The 19994-nt window shown below is 72.2% G+C and carries 12 protein-coding genes; 6 read left to right on the forward strand and 6 right to left on the reverse strand.

Annotation, left to right across the window (positions count from 1 at the left end; translation table 11 throughout):
- Positions 1 to 50: 50 nt before the first annotated feature.
- The 3 genes from mqnC to ACWCWD_RS22240 all read right to left on the reverse strand — a co-directional run bounded on the left by mqnC (position 51) and on the right by ACWCWD_RS22240 (position 5336).
- Positions 51 to 1250 carry a cyclic dehypoxanthinyl futalosine synthase gene (gene mqnC / locus ACWCWD_RS22230; protein ID WP_390959860.1) on the reverse strand — a complete coding sequence of 400 codons (1200 nt, stop codon included), beginning with the start codon at positions 1248 to 1250 and terminating at the stop codon, positions 51 to 53.
- Positions 1251 to 1322: 72 nt separating this feature from the next.
- The gene (locus ACWCWD_RS22235) at positions 1323 to 3275 is read right to left on the reverse strand and encodes a serine/threonine-protein kinase (RefSeq protein WP_450774776.1); all 1953 of its coding nucleotides are present in this window, start codon (positions 3273 to 3275) and stop codon (positions 1323 to 1325) included.
- A gap of 1182 nt (positions 3276 to 4457) precedes the next feature.
- On the reverse strand, positions 4458 to 5336 hold the full coding sequence (locus ACWCWD_RS22240; RefSeq protein WP_450774778.1) for a menaquinone biosynthetic enzyme MqnA/MqnD family protein: 879 nt from the start codon (positions 5334 to 5336) through the stop codon (positions 4458 to 4460).
- A 737-nt stretch (positions 5337 to 6073) separates the two neighbouring features.
- On the opposite strand from ACWCWD_RS22240, the gene ACWCWD_RS22245 reads away from it, so the two are divergent.
- The 4 genes from ACWCWD_RS22245 to ACWCWD_RS22260 all read left to right on the forward strand — a co-directional run bounded on the left by ACWCWD_RS22245 (position 6074) and on the right by ACWCWD_RS22260 (position 11242).
- Positions 6074 to 6277 carry a cold-shock protein gene (locus ACWCWD_RS22245; RefSeq protein WP_003967102.1) on the forward strand — a complete coding sequence of 68 codons (204 nt, stop codon included), beginning with the start codon at positions 6074 to 6076 and terminating at the stop codon, positions 6275 to 6277.
- 265 nt (positions 6278 to 6542) lie between these two features.
- Complete coding sequence (locus ACWCWD_RS22250; protein WP_450774780.1) at positions 6543 to 7394, forward strand: MerR family transcriptional regulator; 852 nt, start codon at positions 6543 to 6545, stop codon at positions 7392 to 7394.
- A 357-nt stretch (positions 7395 to 7751) separates the two neighbouring features.
- Positions 7752 to 10820, forward strand: a complete 3069-nt coding sequence (locus ACWCWD_RS22255; RefSeq protein WP_450774781.1) for a BTAD domain-containing putative transcriptional regulator — start codon at positions 7752 to 7754, stop codon at positions 10818 to 10820.
- A 230-nt stretch (positions 10821 to 11050) separates the two neighbouring features.
- The gene (locus ACWCWD_RS22260) at positions 11051 to 11242 is read left to right on the forward strand and encodes a hypothetical protein (protein WP_450774783.1); all 192 of its coding nucleotides are present in this window, start codon (positions 11051 to 11053) and stop codon (positions 11240 to 11242) included.
- Between the two features lie 275 nt (positions 11243 to 11517).
- On the opposite strand, the gene ACWCWD_RS22265 is transcribed toward ACWCWD_RS22260, so the two are convergent.
- A complete protein-coding gene (locus ACWCWD_RS22265; protein ID WP_450774785.1) occupies positions 11518 to 12096 on the reverse strand; it encodes a hypothetical protein in 579 nt (192 codons plus the stop codon).
- A 346-nt stretch (positions 12097 to 12442) separates the two neighbouring features.
- Here ACWCWD_RS22265 and ACWCWD_RS22270 point away from each other — a divergent pair, with 346 nt between their 5' ends.
- Positions 12443 to 13063 carry a hypothetical protein gene (locus tag ACWCWD_RS22270; RefSeq protein ID WP_450774787.1) on the forward strand — a complete coding sequence of 207 codons (621 nt, stop codon included), beginning with the start codon at positions 12443 to 12445 and terminating at the stop codon, positions 13061 to 13063.
- 37 nt (positions 13064 to 13100) lie between these two features.
- On the opposite strand, the gene ACWCWD_RS22275 is transcribed toward ACWCWD_RS22270, so the two are convergent.
- Positions 13101 to 15527: an outer membrane protein assembly factor BamB family protein gene (locus ACWCWD_RS22275; RefSeq protein WP_450774789.1), complete on the reverse strand. Its 2427-nt coding sequence runs from the start codon at positions 15525 to 15527 to the stop codon at positions 13101 to 13103.
- 441 nt (positions 15528 to 15968) lie between these two features.
- Positions 15969 to 18209 (reverse strand): MMPL family transporter, encoded by a 2241-nt coding sequence (locus ACWCWD_RS22280; RefSeq protein ID WP_450774791.1) that lies wholly within the window; start codon positions 18207 to 18209, stop codon positions 15969 to 15971.
- A 484-nt stretch (positions 18210 to 18693) separates the two neighbouring features.
- Between ACWCWD_RS22280 and ACWCWD_RS22285 the strand changes: the two genes are divergently transcribed.
- Positions 18694 to 19977, forward strand: a complete 1284-nt coding sequence (locus tag ACWCWD_RS22285) for a sensor histidine kinase (RefSeq protein WP_450774793.1) — start codon at positions 18694 to 18696, stop codon at positions 19975 to 19977.
- Positions 19978 to 19994: the final 17 nt, after the last annotated feature.

Raw genomic sequence — 19994 nt, forward strand, 5'->3', positions numbered from 1 at the left:
CGGTCGGGGAGAGACGGAAGGAGGACGGAATGCCGGTCGCGCGACAGAACTCAGTTGGCGTCGAGGAGCTTCAGCTCGGGGTGGGCGGTGCCGCCCTCGATGGCCGTGGACGAGATGTGCGAGACGACACGGTCGTCGACCGGGTCCAGCGCCGGGTCCTCGTGGACGACCAGGTGCTCGTACGTCGTGGCACGCTGCGCGGGCACGCGACCGGCCTTGCGGATCAGGTCGATGATCTCCAGGCGGTTGGAGCGGTGCTTGGCACCCGCGGAGGAGACGACGTTCTCCTCCAGCATGATCGAGCCGAGGTCGTCCGCGCCGTAGTGCAGCGACAGCTGGCCGACCTCCTTGCCGGTGGTCAGCCAGGAGCCCTGGATGTGCGCGACGTTGTCCAGGAAGAGGCGCGCGATGGCGATCATGCGGAGGTACTCGAAGAGCGTCGCGTGCGTGCGGCCCTTCAGGTGGTTGTTCTCCGGCTGGTAGGTGTACGGGATGAAGGCGCGGAAGCCGCCCGTACGGTCCTGCACGTCACGGATCATGCGGAGGTGCTCGATGCGCTCGGCGTTGGTCTCGCCGGTGCCCATCAGCATGGTGGAGGTGGACTCGACACCGAGGTTGTGCGCGATCTCCATGATCTCCAGCCAGCGCTCACCGGACTCCTTGAGCGGAGCGATCGCCTTGCGCGGGCGGGCCGGCAGGAGTTCGGCGCCGGCACCGGCGAAGGAGTCGAGACCGGCGGCGTGGATGCGCTGGATCGCCTCTTCGGCGGACACCTTGGAGATCCGGGCCATGTGCTCGATCTCGGAGGCGCCCAGCGAGTGGATCACCAGCTGCGGGAACGCCTTCTTGATGGCGGAGAAGTGCTCCTCGTAGTACTCCACGCCGTAGTCCGGGTGGTGGCCGCCCTGGAACATGATCTGGGTGCCGCCCAGTTCGACGGTCTCCGCGCAGCGGCGCAGGATGTCGTCGAGGTCGCGGGACCAGCCCTTGGCGGTGTCCTTCGGCGCGGCGTAGAAGGCGCAGAACTTGCACGCCGTGACGCACACGTTGGTGTAGTTGATGTTGCGCTCGATGATGTACGTCGCGATGTGCTCCGTACCCGCGTAGCGGCGTCGGCGCACGGCGTCGGCCGCTGCTCCGAGCGCGTGCAGCGGGGCCGACCGGTACAGGTCGAGCGCCTCCTCCGCAGAGATCCGCCCGCCTTCGGCGGCGCGGTCGAGGATGGGCTGAAGGTCGGCCTTCTCGGTCACCGGGCTGTCACCTTTCGGCGGTGTTTCGACGGATCCACGGACCGAATCAGCCTACGCCAGCCCTTGCCGGGTTCAGCGGCCGGACCGGCTCAGCGTGCCGGTGGGAAGTCCGGCGGCCTCCTCGTAGGACCGGTAGGCGAGGGTCCCGTCGTCGTTGAGGGTGAAGGTCAGCTCCGCCTCGGCCCCGGTGCAGAAGAGGCTGGCGGAGCTGTCGGCGACCGAGCGCTCATGGATCTTCAGCACCTTCTCGGTACCGGAGGAGAGCATCCCGATGCTGGAGCAGGAGACCTGCGAATCGAGGAAGGTGATCGACTGGGTCATCCGGACTACGTCCTGCCCCTTCTTCCCCTCGGTGAAGACGGCGGTGAGGATGCCGTGCGAGGCGCCCGAGCGTTCGAGGGTCGGCCCGGACCAGGTCCCAACGAACACCTTGGGCAGGGCAGCGATCCCGTCGTCGCTCCCCCCGCCCCCGCTTCCTTCGCCGCTGTCTCCTTCACCGCCGGGAGCGGGCGAGGAGGAGGTGCCGCCGGACGGTGTGCCCGAGCCGGTGCCGGTGGAGGAGCCCGTGGGCGAGTCCGTGGGGCCGGAGGGAGAGGTGGAGGGCGGCGAGGCGGCGCTGTCGGTGCTGCGCTTGTCGGCATCGCCGGAGCCGCCCCAGGGCAGCAGGTCGCCGAGCATGCCGGAGGTCAGGCCCACCACGGCCAGCGCACCGGCGACGGCCAGCGCGACGGTGCAGCTCACCCTCCGCCCCGCCCGGGCCCCGGGCCGTTGCTCGGGCAGTCTGTCGGCGCTCATGGAGACGGAGAACCGCGGCCCGTGCGGGGAGTGGGGCGGGTCCGACGGGGAGCGGCCCCCGGCCCGGTCGGCCGGCAGCGGGATCGGTGGGCCGAAGACGCCGAGAGCACCGGCGGACGGGGCGCCGACGGACTGCGCACCGTCGGACTGCGCACCGGAGGACCACGCGTCGGAGGGCATGGCTTCGGAGGGCTGGGTGCCCGCGTGCGCGCTCTGTTCGCCGCTGCCGTCGGCTGGTGCCGTCGTACGGCTCTCAACGCCTCGCCCGTCGGCGGGAGGTACGTCGAGCGAGGCGCTGCTGAAGGGGACGGGGCCGGACAGCACCGGACCCTCCTGGGGTTCGAGGTCGAGCAGCGCCACGGCGTCCCGGCTCACCTCATGGACGAGCTCGGCGGGCAGCCAGCCCGCCGCCACCAACACCGCGGCCCCGGCGGGGGCGAGAGCGCGGGCGATGTCGGGCGGCGAGGGCCGGGCGTCCGGGTTCTTCGCCAGGCACGCGGCGATGAGGTCCCTCAGTTCGCCCCGAAGATCGCCGAGTTCGGGCTCCTCGTGGACCACCTTGTACAGGAGCACGGCGGAGGAGTCGCCGGGGAAGGGTGCGGAGCCGGTGGCGGCGTACGCGAGGACCGCGCCGAGCGAGAACACGTCGGCCGCTCCGGAGATGTCGCCTCCCCGGATCTGCTCGGGTGCCATGTAGCCCGGCGATCCCACGGAGGCCCCCGTGGAGGTGAGCGAGACGGTGGCGCCGAGGGCCCTGGCGATGCCGAAGTCGATGAGCCGGGGCCCGTCGAGGGCGAGGAGGACGTTGGAAGGCTTCACGTCACGGTGGACGATGCCCTGCTGGTGCACGGCGCCCAGTGCCTCCGCGAGGCCGCCGCCCAGCGCCCGCACGGCCTGCTCGGGCAGTGCGCCGTGCCGGGTCACCGCCTGCGAGAGGGACGGCCCCGCCACGTAGCCGGTCGCCACCCATGGCACCGGAGCGTCGGGGTCGGCGTCCAGAACGGGAGCGGTCCACCGGGCCCCGACGCGCCGCGCGGAGTCCACCTCGCGCCGGAACCGGGCCCGGAACTGCTCGTCGAGGGCGAAGTGCGGGTGCACCACCTTCACCGCGACCGTGCGGCCCCCCGCGCTCCGCCCCAGGTAGACCCGCCCCATGCCGCCCGCGCCGAGTCTGCCGAGCAGCCGGTAGGCGCCGATGGTGCGCGGTTCGCCGGCTTCCAGCGGCTGCATGGCGACTCCCCCTGTGAAGCGACCGGACCTCGACCGAAGCGTAAGGGCTGCCCGTCGCCCGGTCACAGGAAAACGTGCCACCGGTTCCCCCTGCCGGGAAGCATGCCCCTCCACGAGATGCGGAATGCTGAATTCCACTTTTGCGCGCCTCTGCCCGTCGTCTACCGGGACAGCGAAACGGCTCGCCTCCCCCAGGCGCTCCCCCGATCGGAGAGAAAAGCGAAAAAGTTACCGACGGGCCGAGAAAGCATGACCGAAAAGAGAAGAACGGGGAACCGGAACGCACGGAAACGCAGAACTTCGAGGTATCAGCGAAGAGGCAACGACACAGAGATGGAGGAAAGTAAATGCGGGTGACCTGAAGGCAACGTCGACGGGAATGAATGGCAGCCATCCGGTGCGCACACCAAAGGTCCCCCTCATCATCCGGCCATTCCCGCGGAGGCGTGAGAGAGGCGACCCGCACAGGAGTCCCGGGCTGATCCCCGCACACCTCCGCACGCCCTCTGCGGCTCCGCGGCCCGCTTTCACCTCGGACACCCCGCACCGAGCGTGAGAACGACATCGAAGAATCGGGCGTTCTGGAAGAAAGCCGCGAAAGGCGGCGAAAGTCGAGAAGCGCGAGGAAGGTGCGCGAGAGGGCGAAGAACGCGAAGAGGAAGGAACGGATCGCCACCGAATCGGTCCGCCGCGACGGACCGCATCGCGCGGGCGCCCGTACGCCGACGCCGCGTACGGGTTCGGCACTCCGAGGACATCCCGAGGTTGCCATCGGGGACCGCCCCGAGCCCGTCCCAGCGGTCGCCCGAGGGGGCGCACCGGGACGGGGTGCGGGACGGCTCCGGGGCGGCTCGGGACCGGGCGGCGGCTACCGGTCCGAGCGCATGCGGCAGGGCGCGTACCGGCCGGAGCACATGGGCGGCGGACGGTACGCGCTCACCACACGGCGGGACCGCGAGGCGGGACCGCGGGGCTGTATGGCCTGGGGTCGTCAGGCACTGGGGGCCTGCGGGACCGGGAGTCGTGGGGGCCGAACCGGAAACGGTCCGTCTCCGACCCCACCGCCCGGCGCCCACCGCCCGGCCACCAGACGTCGGCCCACCGCCCGGATGCCCAAGCGTTCCGGTCCCGTCGTCCGGCCACCCAGAGGCCTGGGCGGCCGGACGGCGGGGCGGTGCGGGGTCAGCTGCCGAGCAGCTCGACGTGCACGTCGTCGGGGTAGCCGGTGGTGCCGCCGGTCCGCCGGGCGAACTCCTTCACGCCCGCGAGCTGGTCGGGGCCGAAGCGGAAGTCGAGGGTGGTGAAGTACTTCTCCAGCACCTCCGCGTCGAAGGCTTCCCAGCGTGAGGCCTGCTCGGCGACCTTGGTGACCTCTTCGAGGGACACGTCCCGCGAGGCCAGGAACGCCTGGTGCACCTTGTCGACGTACTCCGGTTCGGCGGCCAGGTAGTCCTTGCGGGCGGCCCAGACGGCGAAGACGAACGGCAGCCCGGTCCACTCCTTCCACATCTGGCCGAGGTCGTGGACCTGGAGGCCGAGACGCGGGGCGTCGTGCAGGTTGGCGCGGAGTGCGGCGTCGCCGATCAGCACGGCGGCGTCCGCCTCCTGCATCATCGCGGCGAGGTCGGGCGGGCAGGTGTAGTAGTCGGGCTGCACCCCGTAACGCTCGGCGAGCAGCAGCTGAGCCAGCCGGACGGACGTGCGGGAGGTCGAGCCGAGAGCCACCCGTGCCCGGTCGAGCTGCTCCAGGGGCACCTGCGACACGATCACGCACGACATGACGGGGCCGTCGCAGCCGACCGCGATGTCGGGGAAGGCGACCAGGTCGTCGGCGTTGCGCAGGAACTCCACCAGGGTGATGGGGCCGATGTCCAGGTCACCCTTGACCAGCTGCTCGCTGAGCTTCTCCGGGGTGTCCTTCGACAGCTCCAGATCGAGCAGGGTCCCTGTCCGTGCCAGCCCCCAGTAGAGGGGAAGGCAGTTCAGGAACTGGATGTGGCCGACGCGGGGCCGGCTGCGGCGATGGCCGCCTTCGACGGGAGAGACGGTTGAATTGTCCACATCGCGAGGCTAGACCTGCGTCCGGGCGACAGCATCACCGGGGCGATCGGGGGGCCACCGAAGCGGTGATCGGGGGCCATCACAGCAGCGATTGTGGGGCCGGCACCACACCGGCAGCCCCATCCCGACCCCCTGCCGGCAGCTCAACCCGGCCCGCACCGACAGCCCAACCCAACCCATATGACGGTCCCGCACCGACAACCTCGGTTCGAAGCCTTACGCCGGTACGCCGGTACGCCGGTCCACCGACACCCGATCCCCACCCCCGCCCCCGGCCCCGGCCCCGCCCCGGGGGCCGCTCCTCCCGTGTCCCGCCGCCCACTTCGCGCACCTCTCCGCACCACGTTCCGCGCCCCCTCGCGCCCCTCACCGCCGCCCTCCGCGCGCCCCCTCCGCGCCCCTCCACACAGGCCGCCCCGGATCGCCCCCGCATCCACCCTCCCGGCCGCCTTCACACCCACCCCCGCACCCGCCTCCGCACCCGCCTCCGCACCCGCCTCCGCACCCGCCGCGCGACGTGCCGGTCACCTATCGGATCGCCCAATCAAACATTCGAGTGAAGTGATCTTTCCCTCTACCGCTCCCCAGAGGCTGCGTGCTAGGCTCGCCCGCAAGTTGCAGTTTGGTTTCCCTTGCAGTACAAAGCCTGCGGATCATGTAACCCGCAGGCTTTTGTAGTTTTCAGACTTCTTTGCAGGTTCTGGAGCAGGGCAACCCTTTGGCCCAAGGAGGGCTTTATGGCTACCGGAACCGTCAAGTGGTTCAACGCTGAAAAGGGCTTCGGCTTCATCGCCCAGGACGGCGGCGGCCCGGATGTCTTCGTTCACTACTCCGCGATCAACGCGTCCGGGTTCCGCTCCCTCGAGGAGAACCAGGTCGTGAACTTCGACGTCACTCAGGGTCCGAAGGGCCCGCAGGCTGAGAACGTCACCCCGGCCTAGTTGCCCGGGTCGGCCGATCGCGGCCGGTAAGCAGTACCCAAGGAGCCCCGCCCTTTGCTTCGGCAAGGGACGGGGCTCCTGCCTTTACCCCGCCGCGCATCACTCCCCGCCCGCCGACTTCTCCCCCGTCGCCGTCCTGTTCCCCGTCGCCGTCCTGTTCCCCGTCGCCGTCCTGTTCCGCGCCGCCGTCCTGTTCCGCGCCGCCGTCCTGTTCCGCGCCTCCCTTGACCCTCACACCGTGTGAAGCCGTGCACTCGGAGACATCATGTTCACCATCGGAGATTTCGCCCGGTACGGACGGGTATCGCCCCGCATGCTGCGCCATTACGACGCGATCGGGCTGCTGCGTCCAGACCGTACCGACCCGGCCAACGGCTACCGCTTCTACGGCGCCGCCCAACTCGCCCGCCTCAACCGCGTCATCGCGCTCAAGGACCTCGGCTTCACGCTCCAGGAGGTCGGGAGCATCCTCGACGACGAGATCACCGCGCAGGAGCTGCGCGGGATGCTGCGGCTGCGGCGTACGGAGCTGGAGGCGGCGATGGCAGCGGCGGCGGCGCGGCTGAGCCAGGTGGAGGCGCGACTCCGGTCGATCGAGAGTGAGGGACGCATGGACACCGACGACATCGTCATCAAGCGGGTTCCGGCGGTACGGGTCGCCGAGCTGACCGGCACGGCCGCCGGCTACCGGCCGCAGGACATCACCCCGGTGATCGTCCCCCTGTACGAGCGGCTGTTCCCGTTGCTGGCCGCGGCGGGCCTCACGCCCTCCGGCCCGGGAATCGCCCGGTACGAGGACGCCCCGGCCGAGGACGCCCCGGACGGGAACGCCACGGTGGGCGCGGTCCTCGTGCACGCCGGGGTGACGGTCTCCGCACCGGTCGGGCCGGTCGGCGACAGCGATGTCCGGGTGGTGGAGTTGCCCGCGTTCGAGGCGGCCACCCTCGTACACCGGGGCTCGATGGACTCCGTTCTCTCCACGGAGCAGGTACTCGCCCGTTGGCTGGACACCAGCGGTTACCGGCCCGTCGGTTACATCCGGGAGGTCAACCTCGAGTGCCCCGAGGAGAAGGAGAAGTGGGTGACCGAGCTCCAGCAGGCGATCGTCAAGGCCTGACCCCACACCCGTACCCCACCCCCGTAGCCCCACCCCGGCCGGGGCCCACCACACCCCCGGCCGGGGCCCGGCCCGAGGGCGCCCGGCCCACGCGCGGCAGACGCCCGGCCGACGCCCCACCGCCCCCGCCAACCCCCGGTCCGCCGGGCAAGGTTCCGCGATCGTTGTCGAAGCCTTGTGCAGAGCATCACGCAGTGCTGACGGGGTAGCCCGCGACAAGGCAGACTGTCGACAGCGGTACCAACGGTACGGAGCGATCCGGAAGCGCCCTCACGTCACACCCGGGTGCTCCCCTGCGTCCCGGTGCCGGCGACCACAGCAGGAACGTGCGGGGCGAAGGCAGGACAGGGGGCATCAATGGACCGTGACAACGGGCCACGCGTGCGCGTTCCGGAGCAGCGCGCCACGCACGGACCGGTGTCCGGGGCCGAACCGCACCCCGCGCCGGAAGCCCGAGCCCACGACGAAGCCGACGACCAGGCCTCCACACCAACTCCCACCCCCGCATCCGCCCCCACCCCCGCCCCCGAGTTGCACTTCGCCGTCCTCGGGCCCGTACGCGTGCGGCTCGGTGAGACTCCGCTGGCCTCCGGATCCCCGCAGCAGCGGGCCCTGTTGGCGGCGCTGCTCCTCCGGGACGGCCGTACCGCGACCGCCTCCGAGTTGATCGACGCCATCTGGGGCGAGGAGTCGCCGCCCCGGGCGTTGGCGGCGATCCGTACGTACGCGTCCCGGCTGCGCAAGGTGCTCGGGCAGGACGTGCTGGTCAGCGAGTCGGGCGGGTATGCGATCCGGCTCCGCGAGGGTTCCCTCGACGTGCGTCTGGCCCAGGAGTGGGTGGGTGCGGCGGAGAAGGCGCGGGCGTCCGGCGAACGGGCGCGGGCCCGGGACCTGATCGCGGAGGCCCTGGCCTCGTGGGACGGGGAGACGCTGGCGTCCGTGCCCGGGCCGTACGCGGAGAACCAGCGCACCCGCCTGGAGGAGTGGCGTCTCCAGCTGACCGAGGCACGGCTCGATCTGGATCTGGAGCTGGGCAACCACGCGGAGGCGGTCTCCGAACTCACGGCGCTCACCGCCGCGCATCCGCTGCGGGAGCGGCTGCGTGAGCTGTTGATGCTGGCGCTGTACCGCGGCGGTCGGCAGTCCGAGGCGCTCGCGGTGTACGCGGACACCCGGCGGCTCCTCGCGGAGGAGCTGGGGGTCGATCCGCGCCCCGAACTCTCGCGGCTCCAGCAGCGGATCCTCTCCGCCGATGAGGAACTGGCCCGTCCGGTCGAGGACTCCGCACCGGTGGCGCCGGTCGCCGTGCGTCCCGCCCAGCTTCCGGCCGCGGTCGCGGACTTCACCGGGCGCGACTCCTTCGTGCGTGAGCTCGGTGACCGGCTGGCGACGGCCGAGGGTTCGGTGATGGCGGTGTCGGCGCTGGCGGGCATAGGGGGCGTCGGCAAGACCACGCTCGCCGTGCACGTCGCCCATCGGTCCCGGAACCACTTCCCGGACGGCCAGTTGTACGTGGACCTCCAGGGTGCGGGGGCCCGGGTCGCCGAGCCGGAGACCGTGCTCGGGGCGTTCCTGCGTGCGCTGGGCACCCCGGAGTCGGCGATTCCGGACTCGCTCGACGAGCGGGCCGCGCTGTACCGGTCGGCGCTCGACGGCCGCCGGGTCCTGGTGCTGCTGGACAACGCCCACGACGCCGCGCAGGTACGGCCGTTGCTGCCGGGGACTCCCGGGTGTGCCGCCCTGGTGACGAGCCGGGTGCGGATGATCGACCTGGCCGGGGCGCATCTGGTGGATCTGGACGTGATGTCTCCGGCGGAGTCCTTGCAGCTCTTCACCCGGATCGTCGGTGAGGAGCGGGTGGGCGCGGAGCGGGAAGCGGCTCTGGACGTGGTGGCCGCCTGCGGGTTCCTGCCGCTGGCGATCCGTATCGCCGCCTCGCGGCTGGCCTCCCGCCGTACCTGGACGGTGTCGGTGCTGGCGGCGAAGCTCGCCGACGAGCGGAGCAGGCTGGACGAGCTGCGGGCGGGCGATCTCGCGGTGAAGGCGACGTTCGAGCTGGGTTACGGCCAGTTGGAGCCCGCTCAGGCCCGTGCGTTCCGGCTCCTCGGTCTGGCGGACGGCCCCGACGTGTCGCTGGCGGCCGCGGCGGCGCTCCTCGATCTGGAGCCGCAGGTGGCCGAGGACATCCTGGAGTCGCTGGTCGACACCTCCTTGCTGGAGTCGGCCGCACCGGGGCGTTACCGGTACCACGATCTCGTCCGCCTCTACGCCCGTGCGTGCGCCGAGCGCGACGAGCATCCTCCGGTGGAGCGGGAGCGGGCGCTCTCCCGGCTGATCGACTTCTACCTCGCGACGGCGGCGGGCGTGTACGCGCTGGAGCGGCCGGGCGACCGGCTGGTGGACCATCTGGAGCCCACCGGCCGGGCCGGGCTGGTCTTCGCCGACCGGCACGCGGCGCTGGACTGGCTGTACGCGGAGGCGGTCACGATCCTCGCCTGTGCCCGCCAGTCCGCCGGGGCCGCGACCCTGCGGCGTGCGGTGGACCTGTTGTGGGCGGCGCTGGACCTCGGGGAGTCGGGGGCCAACGCGAAGGAGTACGAGACGACGGCGCTGGCGCTGCTGAGCGCGGCGTCCGGCTGCGGTGACCGCCGTGCGGAGGTGCGCGCGCTGGTCACCCTCGCCGATGTGCACCACGCCTCGGGCCGCTTCGACCAGGCCGAGCAGGAGGCGGCGCGGATCATGGCGCTCGTCGATCCGGCGCTCGACCCGCTGCCGGGGTGCTGGGCCTCGAACGCGCTCGGGATCATGGCGCTCTACCAGAGCCGTCACGACGACGGCGAGACGTACTTCTCCCAGGCCATCGACGCGTTCCGGCTGGTCGGGGACCGGCCGGGCGAGGCGAGCGCGCTGTGCAACCTGTCCCGTATCCACCTGGCGACCGGCCGTACCGGCAGCGCGGTGGAGCTGGCGCAGCGGGGCACGGACATCTACGACGGCATGGGCCATGCCCTGCGGAGTGCCAACGGCCGTTACGCCCTGGGCATGGCACTGACCGAGAGCGAGTCGTTCGCCGATGCCACGGACCGGTTGCAGGAGGCGCTGGTGGTCTTCCGCGAGAGCCGGCAGCGGCTGTGGGTGGGGATGACGCTGTTCCGTCTCGCGGAGGTCGATCTCGCGGCCGGCCGCGCGGTGCAGGCCGCCGCCGGGGCCGAGCAGTCGCTGACCTCGCTGCGCGGGATCGGGGGCGACTGGCGGAAGGCCAACGTGCTCACCGTGCTGGGCCAGGCCCTGGTGCGGATCGGCCAGTTCGGCCGGGCGCAGGTCTGCTGGCACGAGGCGCTCGGGATCTACGACGGGCTGGGCTCCCACGAGGCCGCGGAGGTGCGCGCGCTGCTGGACCGGTTCGCGTCCGTGCTGCCCGCGTGACGCCCCGGCACCCGCGTATCACGCCGGCAGCGGACGTTCATCATTCGTTTATCGCGGACCGGCACTCTTCCTTCTAGTCGATCCGTCGCGTCGGGGGGCAGACGGGGCGACCGCGGGCCGTGGCATTAAGGTGAGCGGCTCTTGGCGAGGCCCGTACGGCAGTCGGTTTTCGGGGGAACTGCCGTACGGGCCTCGTCCACCCGATACGAAGGATCACAGGGGAGCGGAACATGGCGGACGCCAAGAAGGACTCCAAGCTCACGACCCAGGACATGCACGCCACCGGCACCGAGGTCGCCGCCGAGGAGCTGACCACGCTGGACATGCACGCCACGGGGACCTCGAAGCTGCTGACCGCGCAGTCCACCGGCGGTACGGCGACGACCGACGACATGCACGCCACGTCGGAACCCGTCACCTGACAGACTTTTTTCGCTACGGGGGCCCGGGGATCGGGGGAGCCGCGGGACACGGGGGAACGGCCGCGGTGGCGCGGAGGGGGAGCCACCGCGGCCGTCGTGCGTCCGGAACCAGAACCGGAGACAGAACCGGAGACAGAACCGGAAGCAAAACCGGAGCCGGAGCCGGAACCAGAATCAGGAGCCGGAACCGGAGCGGAATCCCGGTGTACGGGAACGGGAGAGGCCCGTCGCGACCTGGTCGCGGCGGGCCTCTCGGCGTCGTCCGTTCCGGGACGTCAGTGGGCGAGGACCGCCGTGGCGTCGCAGCGGTACACCTCGTCCACCTTGGCGGGGGACGCCATGGGCACCGTGAACGTCTTCGGGTCCATCCCGTAGGTGCCGTCGAGTTCGACCTTCTTGTGGGCCGTGTCGAGCAGGTTGCCCGCGGAGTCGAAGAACGTCACGGTGATCGCGACCTTGGAGGTGCCGAGGCTGGTCGGGGTGAGTTCGACCTGCGAGGAGGTCACCGCCTTGCGCGAACCGTCCGCCGGCTGGGCGCACTTGACCACGCGCGCGGTCGGGTCGGAGCTGGCCGACGCCGTGTAGTCGGTGGTCGGATCGTCCGTGGGTGTGCTGTAACCGGAACTCGATCCGGAGCCCGAACCGGAGCCGTAGTCATCGTCGTCGTCGTCGTAATCGTTGTTGCTGGTGCTGCTGTTGTAGCCGCCGTTGGACGTCCTGGAGCTGGAGCAGCCGCCGCCGGAGCCGTGGCTCGACCCGCTGTGGCCGTGTCCGTGGCTGGACTTGGAGAACCCGGTGAGTGAGAGCACCACCACCGCCAGGACCGCCGCCAGTTTTATCTGTTGCCGCATCATGGATGCAGCCCCCCTCGTGTCTCGTCTTCTTCGCGACGCCTTCTCCCGGCGCCTTCTCCCGACGTTCGTTTCCGGACCAGCATCGGGGTGCAGACCCCGTGCCGCGTCATGACCCTGTCACGGATTGGTCATGGTGTGCCTGGCAGGGCTGAAACCCATGGGTGAGGCGGGCCGAAAGTGGCGCACGGGACGGGCGTACGACAAAGGGGGGCGGGGAGGAGGCCGCGGTACCGCTTCGAAGTCGCGGAGGCGGAGTGTCGGGCGTAGCGTCGAGCGCGAGAGCGTCACGCAGATGTCCGCGCGTGCGCCGTCGGTACGTACGCGCACATGGCGCAGGAGGCTGACGATGATCCGCAACGTCCTCGGCTCCGTGGTCGCTCTCGCAGGAGCGGCGGCCGTCGTCCTGAGCCCCTTCCGTGACTGGTACGACGGCCGCCCCGGGCACGATTACCGTGTGCGGGACCTCTTCGAGGGGATCACCACCACCTCGTCGGCGGTGATGGTCTCCTTGTTCCTGCCCTTCCTGTTCGTGGCGGTGCTGGCCCTCGCCGGGGTCGTGCTCCGCTCGCGGCTCGTGGTGGCGCTCGCCGGGGTGGTGGCGCTCGGCTTCACCGTGCTGTGGATGGTCCGCCAGGGCCAGGCGACGGGGAGCCTGACGGTGGACCCGGACGGTTCCGGGCTCCAGTGGGGGGTGGCGCTCGCCCTGGGCGGCGGCCTCCTGCTGCTGATCGGGTCCCTGGTGATGTCGGGCCGGCGCCGACGCGGGCGCGGACGGGACGCGGGTACGGGCGGCACCCCGGACTACGACGCGCGCACCGCGCCGTACCCCACCCCCGGTTACGAGCACCCGGACACCTGGCCGCCCACGCAGGAGCCGGGCCCGTCCACGCAGACGAGCCCGTATCCGGAACCGGAACCGGACCCGTACACCGGTCCGGAGGACCCGCGCCGGCACGACGGCCCCTGACGTACCCGACACGGCCGAGGCGCAGCCTGAGCTCGCCCTACCGCGCCCGGTTGTTCCCCGTCCCCGTGCCCTTCACCGCGTCCAGCGCGTAGACGCACCGGTCCTTGCTGCAGGCGTAGACGACTCCGGCGCGGGCGACCGGGGAGCCGGTGATCTCGCCGCCGGTGGCGAGCTTCCAGCGCAGGGTGCCGCCCGCCGCGTCCAGGGTGTAGAGGACGTGGTCGGCGGAGCCGAAGTGCACGCGCCCGTCCGCGACGACGGGGCTGCCGACCACGTCGCCGCCGGCCGCGAACCGCCACTTCGGGGTGCCGGTGACCGCGTCGAGGGTGTAGAGCGCGCTGCCGCTTCCGACGTGCACGTTCCCGCCGGTGACCAGCACGGGTTCGATGGAGTGGCGGGCTTCCGTGGCGATGCGCCAGCGGTCCTTGCCGTTCGCGGCGTCGAGCGCGTAGACCGTGCCGAGGTAGTCCGCGAGGTAGACGCCTCCCCCGGTCACCGCCGGGCCGGGCGCGAACGCGGGCGGCGAGAGGAAGACGGCGGGCGCCTCGAAGTGCCAGCGCACATGGCCCGAGGCGCTCTCCACGGCCAGCACCCGGGTGCCCGCCGCGATGTAGACGTTGCCGTCCGGCGCCGGGGTCACCCGGACCGGGACGCCGCCGCAGGAGGCCGCGTCGCCGACGGGGTACGACCAGCGCTCGGAGCCGGTACGGGCGTCGAGGGCGCGCAGCCGGGCGTCCTGCCAGACGTACGCGATCCCGTCGTGGAGCGCCGGACCGGCCTCGGCCGTCTCGAAGTCGGTCTGGGCGCCGGAGATCTCCCAGAGCTGTTCGCCGCCGCCCGCGTCCCATGCCTGGACTCCGCCGCCCCGGGTCCCGGTCAGAAGGGTGCCCCGGTCTGCCTTGAGGGAGTAGACCCAGGCGTCGGTCCGCCGCCGCCACCGTTCGGTGCCGCTCATGGCGTCCAGCGCGTAGAGGGAGGGACCGTCGGAGGCGTGGATCGTCCCGCCGTCGACGGCCATCGCCCAGGCCACGTCCCGGGTCTTGAACTGGCGCCGGCCGTTGCCGATGTCGAGCGCGTGGATCTCGAAGGACGTGACGTAGAGCAGGCCGCCCGCGACGACCGGGGTGCCCCAGACGTCGTTGGACATGCGGAAACGCCAGGGGCGCCAGCGGTCCGGTGCGGCGGGCGCCGCCTCGGGGGCGGTGGCCGGTGCCGGTACGGGCGCGGTGACCGGGGCCGGGAGCGCACCGGCGAGCCCGGCGGGCGGGCGGACCCACCCGGTGGCGGCGGCCGGGTGCGCGGCGGCGGCGCCCCGGATCTCGGCGGCGCGGGGTCCGGGCCCGATCGCGACCTTCGCGCCGATCAGGTGGACGGGCCCGCCGTCCGTCGAGGGCGCTGCCGGTGCCTGGGGGCCTGCCGAGGGGCCGGGGCCCACGGGCAGTGCGGGGCGGGCGGGCGGCGGGGGCATCGGGGCGGTCTCGGGCAGCCGGTTGGTGTCCCAGTCGCCGACCGGCGGGCGCGGGGGTGGCGGCGGGGCCACCACCTGCGCGGGGGCGGGTGCCATGGTGCGTCCGCCGCCACGCCGCTGCTCGATCATCGCGGTGGCCCGGCCGGGCAGCCAGGCGGAGGCGGTGCCGCTGTCGTCGCTGCCCGAGGCGAACAGGTGCGGGGCGAGCTGCGCCTGGAGGTCGGCGGGGCTGGGGCGGCGGGTCGGGTCCATCTGCATGCAGGACTCGATCAGCGGGCGGAGCTCGTCCGGCAGCCCTTCGGTGTCGGGGCCTTCGCGCAGCAGCATGAACACGGTCTCCACCGGGTTGGCGCCGTGGAAGGGCGCGTGGCCGGTGGCCGCGAAGACGAGGGTCGAGCCGAGCGAGAAGATGTCGCTCGCGCCGGTGACGCTGCGCGAGTCGCGGGCCTGCTCGGGCGACATGTAGGCGGGGGTGCCCACGGCGACGTTCGTCATGGTCAGCCGGGTGTTGGACACCCCGGAGGCGATGCCGAAGTCGATGACCCGGGGGCCGTCCTCCACGACGAGCACGTTGGACGGCTTCAGGTCGCGGTGGACGAGCCCGGCACCGTGGATGGACTGGAGGGCCTCGGCGATGCCGGCGGCCAGCCAGCGGACGGCCTGGGTGGGCATGGGCCCGCACTCGTTCACTATCTCTTCGAGCGAGGGGGCCGGTACGTACGCGGTGGCCAGCCACGGCACGGCGGCACGCGGGTCGGCGTCCACCACGGCGGCGGTGTAGAACCCGCTCACCGCGCGGGCGGCCTCCACCTCGCGGGTGAACCGGACGCGGAAGAGCTGGTCCTCGGCGAGCTCGGTGCGGACGGTCTTGATCGCGACCCGTCTGCCCGACGCCGAGCGTGCGAGATAGACGAGCCCCATGCCGCCGGCCCCGAGCCGTCCCAGCACCTCGAACGGGCCGATCCGTCTCGGGTCGTGCTGCGTCAGCTGTTCCACTTGCCTGCCACCTCCCCGTACGAGCCCTGGTCCCACGACCCCGGCCCGCGAATTCCCGCCCCGTGCGGTGTCTCACCACCGGGCACCACCTGGCGGTGCGCACCCCGATTCTTCCTGGCGCGGCCCCCAGTTGCGAACCCGGGGGCGAATCGGGGTGTCATCAGCCCTTGTCGGTGGCAGGAGGGCGGGGCGCGCTGCTATGGGAGCGGGCCCGCACAACCGCCGTACGGGCGAAGGACTGGAGTACGCGGCGCGCGGGCGGGGACGAAGTACGCCGGGGCGAACCGGTGTTGTACGGGTCCTGCGCATTCCGGACGTACACGCCCGGCGCACCCGGAACGCGAGCGGGGGCGCGCACAGCACCACTGTGCACGCCCCCAACCCCGGTGCCCGGGACCGCGACCCCGGGGCCCGCGACCGCGCGGGACCCGTCATGCCCCGTCAGTACCGGCCGCTGAGCTGCGGTACGGCGTCCGGGGCCGGGTCCTCCCCGGCGGCCGGGTCGCGGCGGGCCAGCTTCTCGCCCTCGATGTCGACCTCGGGCAGGATGCGGTCGATCCAACGCGGCAGCGTCCAGGCGTGCTTACCGAGGAGGGTGAGGACGGCGGGCACGATCGTCATGCGGACGACGAAGGCGTCCAGGGCGACGGCGACCGCGAGGGCGAAGCCCAGGGCCTTGATGATGGCCTCGTGCGAGCCGATGAAGCCGGCGAACACCGAGATCATGATGAGGGCCGCGGCCGTGACGACCTTCGCGCTGTGGCGGAAGCCGGTCTCGATCGCCGTACGGGGGTCGGCGCCGTGGACGTACGCCTCGCGCATCCGGGTCACCAGGAACACCTGGTAGTCCATGGCGAGTCCAAAGACGATGCCGACCAGCAGGATCGGCATCAGGCTCATGATCGGACCGGTCTGCTCCAGGCCGACGAGGTCCTTCAGCCAGCCCCACTGGAAGACGGCGACGAGTGAGCCGAGCGAGGCCAGTACGGAGAGCAGGAAGCCGAGCGCGGCCTTGACCGGCACCAGGATCGAGCGGAACACCAGGATCAGGACGAGGAAGGCGAGTCCGACGACGAGGACGAGGTAGGGCGCGATGGCCGCGCTGAACTTGTCCGAGACGTCGATGTTGAGCGCGGTGGTGCCGGTGACCATGGCGCGGGCGCCGTTCTCGGCCCGGGACTTCCCGGCCAGCGAGCGGATGCTCGCGACGAGGTCCTTGGTGGCGTCGGTGGTCGGTCCGCTGCCGGGGACGACGGTGATGATCGCGGTGTCGCCGGCCTTGTTGAAGGCGGCGGGCGACACGCCCTTCACGTCGGGCAGCGCGGCGATGTCCTTGCCGAGGGAGGCGGCGGTGTCGGACGCGGTGGCCGGGGTGCGGTCGTCGACGGTGACGATCAGGGGCCCGTTGAAGCCGGGGCCGAACGACTCGGAGAGCAGGTCGTACGCCTTGCGCTGGGTGGACGAAGGAGCCTTGGAACCGTCGTCCGGCAGCCCGAGCTTGAGGTCGGCGGCGGGCAGCGCGAGGGTGCCGAGGGCGACGACGGCGAGGACCAGGACCGCGGCGGGCCGGCGCATCACCAGGGCTATCCAGCGACGGCCGACCGTGACCTTCGCGGCCGGGGCGGTCGCGGACGCCGGGGCGGTCGCGGGGGCGGCGGCGCGCTTGCGCGCCCGGCCGAGGACCCGCTCGCTGCCGAAGCTCAGCAGGGCGGGGACCAGGGTGATGGCGACCAGTACGGCGATGACGACGGCACCGGCGGCCGCGAGGCCCATGGCGGTGAGCAGCGGCAGGTTGACGACGGCGAGCCCGGCGAGGGCGATGATCACGGTCACGCCCGCGAAGACGACGGCGGAACCCGCCGTTCCGTTGGCGCGGGCGGCGGCCTCCCGTGCGTCGTAGCCGTCGGCGCGTTCGGCGCGGTAGCGGGACACGATGAAGAGCGCGTAGTCGATGCCGACGGCGATGCCGAGCATCGAGGCCAGCGAGGAGGTGCTGCTGTCGAGTTCGAAGGTGGCGCTGACCGCGGTGATCACCGAGGTGCTCACGCCCACCCCCACCAGGGCGGTGAGCAGCGGGAAGCCCGCGGCGACCAGCGACCCGAAGGTGATGACGAGGACCAGGGCGGCGAGCAGGAAGCCGATCGCCTCGGCGGTCATCGACTGCTCGGGTTCGGCGAGTGCGTTGCCGGAGGCCTCCACCGTCAGGCCCTTGTCGCGGCCGGCCTCCAGCGCCTTGTCGATGCCGGTGTGGTCGGCGTCGGTCAGGTCGGTGGCCCCGACGGTGTAGGTGACCTGCGCGTAGGCGGTGAAGCCGTCGGCGCTGACCGTCTTGGCGGCGAAGGGGTCGCTGACCTGCGCGATGCGGGAGGAGGAGTCCTTCAGCTCCGTCAGGACCTTTTCCATGGCGGCCCGGTTGCCGGCGGCGTCGATCCGCTGCCCCTTCGGCGCGCGCACCACGACCCGGGCGCTCGCGCCCTCGGCGTTGGCGGCGGGGAACTTCTCGGCCAGGAGGTCGAAGGCGCGCTGGGACTCCGTCCCGGGCAGCGACAGGCCGGCGGACGCCGTGTTCGTGGTGCCGGCGGCGACGGCACCGACGGCGCCGAGGAGGACGGCCCACAGGAGAACGACCAGCCAGCGCCGCCGGAAGGCGAAGCGGCCGATCCTGTGCAGGAAGGTAGCCATGAGAGTGGAGGACTCCGTAAGTGGTGCGTGCGTGCGCGTGGTGCGTGCGCACGGAAGAAGCCGAGGGCTGAACGCTCTGAACGGTCTGATCGGACTGAACGGTCTGGAGGTCCGGGGGCGGCCCGGGAAACGGGGACGGCCCGGAAGCCGGGACGGCCTCGGCGCTGAGGAACCGTCACGTTGAGCTGCCGGGACGTTGAGGGACCGGGATACCGGGGGCCGTGGTTCCCGTGCCGCGTGCGGGCGACGGGAACCACGGCGGTACCGGCCCCCGTCCCCACGGGCGGCGGTACCCCCGGCACCGTCGCCGCGTGCGACGGTACGACCGCCGTCGGCCGTGCTCGGGGGAGGGCACGGCCGCCGGTGGTCACCATGGTGTCGCGTGCGGGCGTCCGGGCGTGTCGGCCGCAGGTACCGTTCGGTGTCCGGTCTGTCGGTCATTCGGCCGACACCGCCCGCCGGACGGGTCCTTACGCTGGGGCGCGTGGACTGGCATCTTCCGTTTACTCCGGCCGTCAATCGGCTCATCGCCGTGTTCGGCCTGCTCGCCTTCGCGCTGACCTGGATGGCGGACCTCGCTCTGCTGAGCTTCGCGCCGGACGCGTTCTCCCTCGCGACCAACTGGCTGTCCGTCCTGGTCACCGGACCGCTCACGATGCTCGCCGTCGCCGAGCCCCGGCGCACCCGGTTCCCCGTCGCGACGAGCCGCCTCGCGCCACCGCTGCTGCCCCGCGTCTGGTGCGTCGTCGCGATGTCGCTGACGCTGACGGGCGTCTGCCTGGCCGCGCCGCCGAAGGAGTCGTCCGTCGGCATGCTGGAGTGCGCGGGCCTGCTCGCGCTGGTGATCCGTACCGTCGCGCAGACCCCGAGCGCGCGGAAGGCGGCCACCTCGGCGGCGGCCCTCAGCCTCGCGGTGCTGGCGCTGCCCGTACGGATGAGACTGTGGTCGGTGATCGTCCCAGGGGGTTACGTCCTGACGGTGGCGCTCGCCATCACCATCACCCTCGGCTGCGCCATCCGCGCCCTGGAGGCCCGGCGCCGCCGCAACATCGCCGACGTCCGGCAGGCCGAACGGCTGGCGCTCGCCCGCGATCTGCACGATCTGATCGCCCACCACATGACCGGCATCATCGTCCAGGCGCACGCGGCGACGGCCATCCACGCCACCTCCCCGGAGAAGGTCGAGCCGATCCTGCGGAACATAGCCCAGGCCGGTACGGAGACCCTCGAATCGATGCGCCGGCTGGTACGGGTGCTGCGCGAGGACAACCACGTCCCGCAGCGGCCGGGCGATCTGCTGAGCGAGCTCGCGGAGCTGACGGCCGCCCACTCCGCGCCCGCCACGGCCGGTGCGCCGGGCGGCGCCGCCCGGCTGGAGGCGACCGCCGCGGCGCGTACCGCGCATCTCACACCGGAGGTGGAGATCTCCGCGTACCGGGTCGTGCAGGAGGCCCTCACCAACGTCCGCGGCCACGCCCCCGGCGCCCGGACCGCCGTACGCCTCGACGCGGACGCGGCGTGGCTCTGGGTCACGGTCACCAACGGCGCCTCCCCCAAGGGCCTCCCGTCCGGGAACCACAACGGCTTCGGCGGGCACGGCGGCTTCGGCCTCATCGGGCTGCGCGAACGCGTGGAGGCCCTGGACGGAACCCTGCGGACCGGCCCGCTGCGCGACGGCGGGTGGGAGGTACGGGCGGGCTTCCCGCTCAAGTCGCCTCCCCCCACGACAGCCACCGCGCTCTGCGGCGGCTCCCCGAAGGTGGCCTGACGACGGCGGGACGGGCA

It is taken from the genome of Streptomyces sp. NPDC001493, from assembly GCF_053597235.1.

Bases quoted from the DNA above. Each gene is read 5' to 3' on its own strand.
- ACWCWD_RS22235 (WP_450774776.1), bottom strand. From the start codon at position 3,275: ATGCAGCCGCTGGAAGCCGGCGAACCGCGCACCATCGGCGCCTACCGG.
- ACWCWD_RS22260 (WP_450774783.1), top strand. From the start codon at position 11,051: ATGGCGGACGCCAAGAAGGACTCCAAGCTCACGACCCAGGACATGCAC.
- ACWCWD_RS22250 (WP_450774780.1), top strand. From the start codon at position 6,543: ATGTTCACCATCGGAGATTTCGCCCGGTACGGACGGGTATCGCCCCGC.
- ACWCWD_RS22280 (WP_450774791.1), bottom strand. From the start codon at position 18,209: ATGGCTACCTTCCTGCACAGGATCGGCCGCTTCGCCTTCCGGCGGCGC.
- ACWCWD_RS22245 (WP_003967102.1), top strand. From the start codon at position 6,074: ATGGCTACCGGAACCGTCAAGTGGTTCAACGCTGAAAAGGGCTTCGGC.
- ACWCWD_RS22270 (WP_450774787.1), top strand. From the start codon at position 12,443: ATGATCCGCAACGTCCTCGGCTCCGTGGTCGCTCTCGCAGGAGCGGCG.
- ACWCWD_RS22265 (WP_450774785.1), bottom strand. From the start codon at position 12,096: ATGATGCGGCAACAGATAAAACTGGCGGCGGTCCTGGCGGTGGTGGTG.
- ACWCWD_RS22255 (WP_450774781.1), top strand. From the start codon at position 7,752: ATGGACCGTGACAACGGGCCACGCGTGCGCGTTCCGGAGCAGCGCGCC.